The sequence below is a fragment of the Candidatus Electronema sp. TJ genome, assembly GCF_048287355.1.
Lineage (GTDB): Bacteria > Desulfobacterota > Desulfobulbia > Desulfobulbales > Desulfobulbaceae > Electronema.
The window spans coordinates 1-7,171 of the sequence record NZ_JBLWEP010000123.1 but is presented as its reverse complement, the minus strand read 5'-3'; the positions used below and the strand labels follow the sequence as shown (position 1 = coordinate 7,171).

Below are 7,171 nucleotides of genomic sequence, written 5' to 3'. Positions count from 1 at the left end.
ACCAGGCCTGATAGCCGGGAATGCTCCGCGCCGCTTCCGGCAGCTGCTCCGGGAAAGCCTTGATCTCCTGCAAGGCGAAGATGTCCGCGTCGAGACGGCGGACGGCATCAAGAAAGCCTTTGCCTAAAACCGCCCGCAGGCCGTTGACGTTCCATGAGACCAGCCGCAAGACCGGTTTGTCCGCAGATATTTCCTTTTTCATTGGCAGCTTGCGCGGGACGATGCCCGTGCGCGGACAAATATCCGCCAGCGGGCAGCGGTCGCAGTGGGGAAAACGCGGCTTGCACAGGGCTTGACCAAAGGCGACGAGCAGCGAATTGATTTCCAGCCAATATGGCTCCGGCAGCTTGGCGCGGAGGGTCATTTCCGTGGCCAAAGGCGTTTCCGTCGCGACATAGCCCCAGAGGTTCATGATCCGGTGAACGTGAGTGTCCACGCAGATGGCGGGCTTTTTGAAGGCCACAGCCACGACGAGGTTGGCGGTTTTGCGGCCTACGCCGGGCAGGCGGATCAGCTCCTCGACCGTCTCCGGCACCTTGCCGCCGAAGTCGCGCACCAAAGCGGCGGGCAGCTCGGCCAAGTATTTCGCCTTGCTGTGAAAAAAGCCGACCGGATAAATCAGCCGCTCCAGCTCGGCAACTGAGAGCTTGGCTAAATCTTCAGCTTTGTCCGTCTGCGCAAAGAGCCGCCGGGCCGCCGCCGCTGTCACCTCATCCTTGGTGCGGGCGGAAAGAATGGTCGCGGCCAGCACTTTGAAGGGATCTTCGGTCTGCGCGGCGATCAGGTCAACTATCGGCACCTGCCAGCTGCAAGCCTCTTTGCGCAGCCGGGCGACGGCCTCATCAATGGGAAAACTCATTTGCCTTCAATGTTCAAGGTCACTGCTCCAGCACCTCATGCCTGAGAGGATGCCGTTCCGCAGCAGCGGTCATTGAACCACAGGCGGCCCGCCGCTGTCAATTCCTGCTGTTTCGCTGGCAGCGATTTCAGAGGAAAAATTGAATTTCAAAATTTTTGTTGTAAAAATTTATTCCCGTACTTGACTGCACAAAAAAATTGTTTTAAGATGAAGCGTCGGCAGCTTCAGGAAGGATGATAGAACTTTTTTCAGGAGAAAGCGAGATGGATTTTATCAGAGATACGGCGCAGTTGCTTTGGAATGAAACAGTGAAGGCGGCAGCGGCCCTACTGGTGGCCATGTTTCTGCCCGTCCTAATTGACCGGGCCAAATCGGTCTTGGGCGTGGTTGGCGGCAAATTGGCGGATTTCGGCTGGTGGATGCGGGAAAGCGTTCCGGCGGCGTGATGCGCTGTAGCTGTAGGGGCGGTTCGCGAACCGCCCCTACAAAAAACGACAAATAAAGACGATGAACGACATTCGCCTGCACGGAGCAGCCGTGTACAATCCGGCCTTGTGGAGCCGCGAGGAGCTGAAGAATTATTTTGTCGCCCGCACGGAGCTGCTCGACCGGATTGTTGCCGATCTCCGGCAGGAGCAGCCCGGCGGCCCGTGTCGGCACCGTTTGATTCTCGGCCTGCGCGGCATGGGCAAATCCACCTTGCTGCGGCGGATCGGCATTGCTGTGGAAGAAGACGCAGAGCTGGGCAAGCACTGGCTGCCGCTGACCTTCCCGGAGGAGCAGTACAACATCAGCACCGCTGCCGATCTTTGGCGGAACTGCCTTGATGCCTTCTGCGACCTGCTGGAGGAACGCGGGCGCAAGGACGATGCTGACGCGCTCGACAAGGTGGTTGATAAGGTTGAGGACGCGCTGGCCCTGCTGCTGGCCGAGGCCGACAAGCTCGGCTGCCGTCTCCTCCTGCTGATGGACAACATGGATTTGATTTTGGAGCGGCTGAAAGGCGAGCAGGAGCAGCTGCGGGCAATTTTTCAGCGCGAATCCCGCCTGCTGCTGATCGGGGCGAGCACGCAGCCGGTGGAAGCGGATTTTTTTCATGCGACTGACGAGCTGCAAGGTTTGTCGGTGGAGGAGATGCGGGCCACGCTGCGCAAGCTGGCCGAGCTGGGCAAAACGCCGCAGGTCGCCCAGCTGCTGGATGACGACCCGGCCCGAATCAAGACTTTGCACAATTTGACCGACGGCAATCCCCGCACTATCGTCCTGCTCTACAACGTCTTGGCGCGTGGTTTGGACGGCGACGTGCGCAGCGATTTGGAGGGCCTGCTGGATTTGGTCACTCCGCTCTACAAGGCCCGTTTTGAGGAGCTGCCGCAGCAGGCGCAGCAGTTAATGAACGGGCTGGCGGTGAACTGGGATCCGATGACCGCCCGGCAGCTTGCGGACAAGTTGGTCTGGGATGTGAACACGGCTTCGGCGCAGCTCAACCGCTTGCAGCAACAGGGGCATGTTGAGAAAGTTGATGCTGCTTCCGGCAAGCGGGCCGCGTTTCAGATTGGCGAGCGCTTTTTCAATATTTGGTATTTGATGCGGGCCAGCCGAAGAGAGCGGCGCAAGCTGATTTGGCTGGTGCATTTTCTGCGGATGTTTTTCAGCGCGGCAGAGCTGCAAGGTCATGCCAAGAAGCTGCTGCGGGAGGAAAAAAGCGATGTTCGTTGGGCTGAATATAAATTGGCATTGGCGCAGACGATTGAAGATAGATTTCTGAAAGAAGAACTAAACTATGATGCCTTACGTTGTCTGCTGCGGCAGGAGAAAGACTCAAGAAAAATTGAAGCAATGTTTGACTTGCAAGGCGAAGACGCAGAAATACGGCCTTTGTTGAAAAACATCATGCATGAGTTTAACGTCGAGGAATTGCTTTTTTATATAGGCGAAAATTTTTTTTTTAGCGATCATGAGATGTCGGTAAAAAATATTGATTTTAATCAAATAGTTAGTTGTCAGCCCGAAGTTGTTTCTGAAGCATTTAATTATCTTTTTTCTTTATATTGGGATACGTCTCTTGAAAAACGGGCAGAACAAATTGAATATATTTATAGGGATGCTATAGATGCTGATCCAGTCGATGCAAGAAGATGGAGCAACTTTGGTTACTTCCTAGACAAGCTGAAACGTTTTGACGAAGCGGAAGGCACCTACAGAAAAGCTCTGGAGATTGAGCCGGATAATACTCACTACTTGTATAGTCTTGGCAATTTGCTAAAAAAAAATAAACGTTTTAAAGAAAGTGAAGCTGCTTACAGAAAAATTCTGGAGATTAAGCCAGATCATGCTGACTGCTGGTACAGTCTTGGTAATTTGCTGAATGATCTAAAACGATTCGATGAAGCTGAAGCCGCTTGCAAGAAAGCTTTGGAGATCAAGCCGGATTACGTTGACTGCTGGTGGTTCCTTAGCAATTTATTGAATGATCTAAAACGATTCGAAGAGGCTGAGGCCGCTTGCAGGAAAGTTCTGGAGATCAAGCCGGATTATGCTGTCTGCTGGTGGTTCCTTGGCATTCTGCTGACACGACTTGAACGCTTTGACGAGGCTGAAACCGCTTACAGAAAAGTTCTGGAGATTAAGCCAGATCATGCTGACTGCTGGTACAGTCTTGGTAATTTGCTGAATGATCTAAAACGATTCGATGAAGCTGAAGCCGCTTGCAAGAAAGCTTTGGAGATTAAGCCGGATTACGTTGACTGCTGGTGGTTCCTTGGCATTCTGCTGACACGACTTGAACGCTTTGACGAGGCTGAGACCGCTTACCTAAAAGCTCTGGAAATAAAGCCGGATGATGCTAAATGCTGGTACAATTTTGGTTTTCTTCTTAATGATCTCAAGAGATTTGATGAAGCTGAGGCCGCTTATAGAAAATCTCTTAAGATCGATCCAGCTAATTCAAGTCGCTACAATACTCTTGCTTGGTTTTTCTACGAACGCCGAGATAAATTTGATGAAGCTATAGCATTCGCTCAAAAAAGCGTGGAGTTAGAATATAAGTTACATGCCGTTCATACCCTTACCACCCTTCTTGTCGCAAACAAGCAGTGGCCAGAAGCAGAACCGCATATCCGCGCTTTGCTTGCCAAAGGAGATGACGAGTTCTTTGAAGAAAATTGGCCGGACATGCTCACCTTGTTCCAAGAAGCCGTTCGCACCGGCAGGGCAGCGGAAGCCCTAGCCCTGCTGGAGGAATCCCCGCTCGCCGAACGCTGGCGGCCTCTGCGGGAAGCCTTGGCCGCCGCCAAAGAGGGCAGCGTCCGCTACTTGAACGGCGTTGCCCCGGAAGTGCGCCAGCCCGCCTTGGAAATCCTCAAGACTATCGCCCCGGATGTGCTGCCTCCGCATCCGCTGCAAGGCAACGCCTGATCAGTCCCGGCCTTTTTTACTCTTTCCGCCAAGTCAGCGGTGGCACCTGCTCGCCCGCCGCGACCGCGCAGCCATCCAAGACGCTGTGCGCCCCGATCACCGCGCCAGTGCCGATCTGGCACCGCCCGACAAGCTGCACCCCGGCGTGAATGACGGCATCTTGGCCGATGACGCTTTCCGGCGAGATCAGCACCGTTTCCGGGGAATAAATAGTCACGCCTGCGAGCATCAGCTCGCGGCAGCGGCGCATTTGCAGTTCGGCATGGGCTTGAGCCAGCTCCACCCGCGAGTTCACGCCCAGCACATCCACCGCCGGATTATGGACAAACTTCTCCACCCGGCGGCCTTCCTGCGCCGCGATGCCGACAATGTCGGTCAGATACACCTCGCCTTGGCTGTTGTTCCGGCCCACCTGCCGCAGGGCGGTGAAAAGGAAGCCGCGCTCCGCCAAATAAATCCCGGCGTTGATCTCCCGCACCGCCCGCTGCGCCGTATCTGCATCTTTCTCCTCGACAATGCGCAGCACTTGACCGTTCGCGCCGCTGATGATTCTGCCATAGCCGAAGGGATTGTCAAGCTCCGTGGTCATCAGACTGAGGGCCGCGCCGCGCTCCTGATGCTGGCGGAGCATGGCCTGCAAGGTCTCCGGGCGGATGAGCGGGGTGTCGCCGCAGAGGATCATCACTAAATCGGCCCCGGCGCAGGCGGCCTCGGCGCAGAGCACGGCGTGGCCGGTGCCGAGCTGCTCCTCCTGCACAACCGGGCTGATCCGGTACGCGGCGAGCGAAGCCAGCACCGCCTCGCGCTGATGACCAACAACCACGGCGCAGCGTTCAATCCAAGCGGCGGCGACCGCGTTCAGCACATGGTGGAGCATGGGCTTAAAGAACAGCTCGTGCAGAACTTTGGCCTTGTCCGACTTCATACGGGTGCCTTTGCCTGCGGCGAGAATGACGGCGGTCACTGCGGGAACATGTTTCATAGTGTTCATGGCGTATTTCATGCTGTCCGGCAGCAATCAGTATTTCAGCCCGGCACGTTCACGCGCCAAGTCGAGGGTGACGGCAGCCTTGGCCCGCGCCTTCTCCGCGCCCTGTTTCAGCACCTGCCGCAGCCAGCCCTGATTGGCCAGCAGCTCTTTTCGTTTCGCCCGTGCCTCGGCGTAATAATCGCGGATCAGCTCGAACAAGTCCTGTTTGAGATAGCCGTAGGCCGCGCCGCCGTTGAGGTAGAGATTGCGCACCTCGGCCAGCTTCTCCGGCGGGGCGAAGAGCTTGAGCAAGGCGTAGAGATTGCATTTGTCCGGGTCTTTCGGCTCCTCCACCGGCGTGGAGTCAGTCTGCACAGCCATCACCCGCTTGCGCAGCTCCTTGTCTTCCAAGAAGATCGGGATGGTGTTGCCGTAGGACTTGGACATCTTCTGGCCGTCCAAGCCGGGCACGATCGCTGTGCTTTCGCCGATCATCGCCTCCGGCAGGGTGAAGGTCTCGCCGAAGGTGTTGTTGAAGCTCACTGCGATATCGCGGGCCACTTCCAAGTGCTGCTTCTGGTCTTTGCCCACCGGCACCATGTCCGCCTGATAAAGGAGAATGTCAGCGGCCATCAGCACGGGATACGCGAAGAGGCCGTGGCTGGCGGCGATGCCTTTGGCAGTCTTGTCCTTATAGGAATGGCAGCGCTCCAGCAATCCCATCGAGGTAACATTGGACAGCACCCAAGCCAGCTCGCAGACTTCCGGCACATCCGACTGCACCCAGAAGGTGCATTTGTCAGGATCAAGGCCAAGGGCAAGAAAATCCGCCGCCGCCTCAAGAGTGCCTGAGGCCAGCTTCTTGCGGTCGTGGACGCTGGTCAGGGCATGGAGATCAACAATGAAGACATAGAGGTCAGACTGTTCCATATTGGCGATCATGGTTTTCATCATGCCAAAATAGTTGCCGATATGGAGCTGTCCTGAAGGCTGAATGCCGGAAAGGATGCGTTTCATGGTGGTTGGGGATTGCGTTGAAAAATGTGAACAGGAAAAGGGGCTGCCCGTGGCAATGTATCAGAAAACGCCAGAAAATGCTCCGGCCTGCTGCAAAAAAAATATACAGCCGCAACTGCCTCCTCAAACCTCCCGCCTTAATGCTTGGTATGCACTTTTGAACGGCTCTTTGCCTGGCTTCAAAACTTCAGGCGGCTGGTTGTCCGATCTGAGCCTCATGCTGATAATTTTTCAGCTTTTCTGCTGCTTGCTTGTTCAGTTATTCCGCTTCGTTTTATTCTGAGATGAGTTCATAACATAACCCAAGTTGCGACCTGCAACAACTTGGGTTGTCACTGCTTCTTGAGGATTTCTCTGTTTTGAACTTTGGCAGGAATTGCAGCCAGGCGGAACGCCGCGTCATGCGCTGCGGAACCGCTTTGCTCCGGCTGAACGCCCGCAGCGGCAGCTGAAAACGCGTTTGCATCGCCCCGATTCCAATTGGAACCGGGGCAAAGTCAATTGGAATTGCCCTGATTCCAATTGGAATTGACACGATTCCGGTTGGAATCGGCCCGGTTCCTGCCGGAATCGGCCTGATTCCGATTGGAATTGCCCTGATTCCAATCGAAAACGCTCCAATTCCAATTGGAATTGCCCCGATTCCGATTCGAATTGCCCCGGTTCCAACCGGAAACGTTCCAATTCCAATTGACTTTGCCCTGATTCCAATTGGAATTGCCCCGGTTCCAATTGGAATCAGGGCAAAGCAAGCGCACTCCGCCGCACTTGCAGCGAGCATCCTTCCGGCGCAGGCGGCGGTAAAACAGAATAATTCAGCATTGTTGCTTTGAACGCGCGGAAACAGCCATGTCTGCGGGCAAAGCGGACGCTTCAGGCCGGGCTGAGCAAAAAAACTTCCGCATAAG

The 7,171-nt window shown here is 55.3% G+C and carries 5 protein-coding genes and 2 pseudogenes; 3 read left to right on the top strand and 4 right to left on the bottom strand.

Annotated elements, in window-relative coordinates:
• Positions 1-859: pseudogene (locus ACNKID_RS09265) on the bottom strand (exodeoxyribonuclease III); the annotation flags it as partial.
• A 263-nt stretch (positions 860-1,122) separates the two neighbouring features.
• Here ACNKID_RS09265 and ACNKID_RS09260 point away from each other — a divergent pair.
• Both ACNKID_RS09260 and ACNKID_RS09255 read left to right on the top strand, forming a co-directional pair.
• Positions 1,123-1,305: a hypothetical protein gene (locus tag ACNKID_RS09260; protein WP_417913144.1), complete on the top strand. Its 183-nt coding sequence runs from the start codon at positions 1,123-1,125 to the stop codon at positions 1,303-1,305.
• 61 nt (positions 1,306-1,366) lie between these two features.
• Positions 1,367-4,276: a tetratricopeptide repeat protein gene (locus ACNKID_RS09255; protein WP_417913143.1), complete on the top strand. Its 2,910-nt coding sequence runs from the start codon at positions 1,367-1,369 to the stop codon at positions 4,274-4,276.
• Between the two features lie 16 nt (positions 4,277-4,292).
• Here ACNKID_RS09255 and ACNKID_RS09250 read toward each other — a convergent pair whose 3' ends face one another.
• On the bottom strand, positions 4,293-5,267 hold the full coding sequence (locus ACNKID_RS09250; RefSeq protein WP_417913142.1) for a bifunctional N-acetylglucosamine-1-phosphate uridyltransferase/glucosamine-1-phosphate acetyltransferase: 975 nt from the start codon (positions 5,265-5,267) through the stop codon (positions 4,293-4,295).
• 27 nt (positions 5,268-5,294) lie between these two features.
• The gene (gene trpS / locus ACNKID_RS09245) at positions 5,295-6,263 is read right to left on the bottom strand and encodes a tryptophan--tRNA ligase (protein ID WP_417913141.1); all 969 of its coding nucleotides are present in this window, start codon (positions 6,261-6,263) and stop codon (positions 5,295-5,297) included.
• On the opposite strand from trpS, the gene ACNKID_RS09240 reads away from it, so the two are divergent.
• Positions 6,262-6,546: a hypothetical protein gene (locus ACNKID_RS09240; protein WP_417913140.1), complete on the top strand. Its 285-nt coding sequence runs from the start codon at positions 6,262-6,264 to the stop codon at positions 6,544-6,546. The genes trpS and ACNKID_RS09240 overlap by 2 nt on opposite strands.
• Here ACNKID_RS09240 and ACNKID_RS09235 read toward each other — a convergent pair.
• Positions 6,538-7,171, bottom strand: a pseudogene (locus tag ACNKID_RS09235) (hypothetical protein); the annotation flags it as partial. The gene ACNKID_RS09240 and the pseudogene ACNKID_RS09235 sit on opposite strands and share 9 nt — an antisense overlap.

Bases quoted from the DNA above. Each gene is read 5' to 3' on its own strand.
- ACNKID_RS09260 (WP_417913144.1), top strand. From the start codon at position 1,123: ATGGATTTTATCAGAGATACGGCGCAGTTGCTTTGGAATGAAACAGTG.
- ACNKID_RS09255 (WP_417913143.1), top strand. From the start codon at position 1,367: ATGAACGACATTCGCCTGCACGGAGCAGCCGTGTACAATCCGGCCTTG.
- ACNKID_RS09250 (WP_417913142.1), bottom strand. From the start codon at position 5,267: ATGAACACTATGAAACATGTTCCCGCAGTGACCGCCGTCATTCTCGCC.
- ACNKID_RS09240 (WP_417913140.1), top strand. From the start codon at position 6,262: ATGGTGGTTGGGGATTGCGTTGAAAAATGTGAACAGGAAAAGGGGCTG.
- trpS (WP_417913141.1), bottom strand. From the start codon at position 6,263: ATGAAACGCATCCTTTCCGGCATTCAGCCTTCAGGACAGCTCCATATC.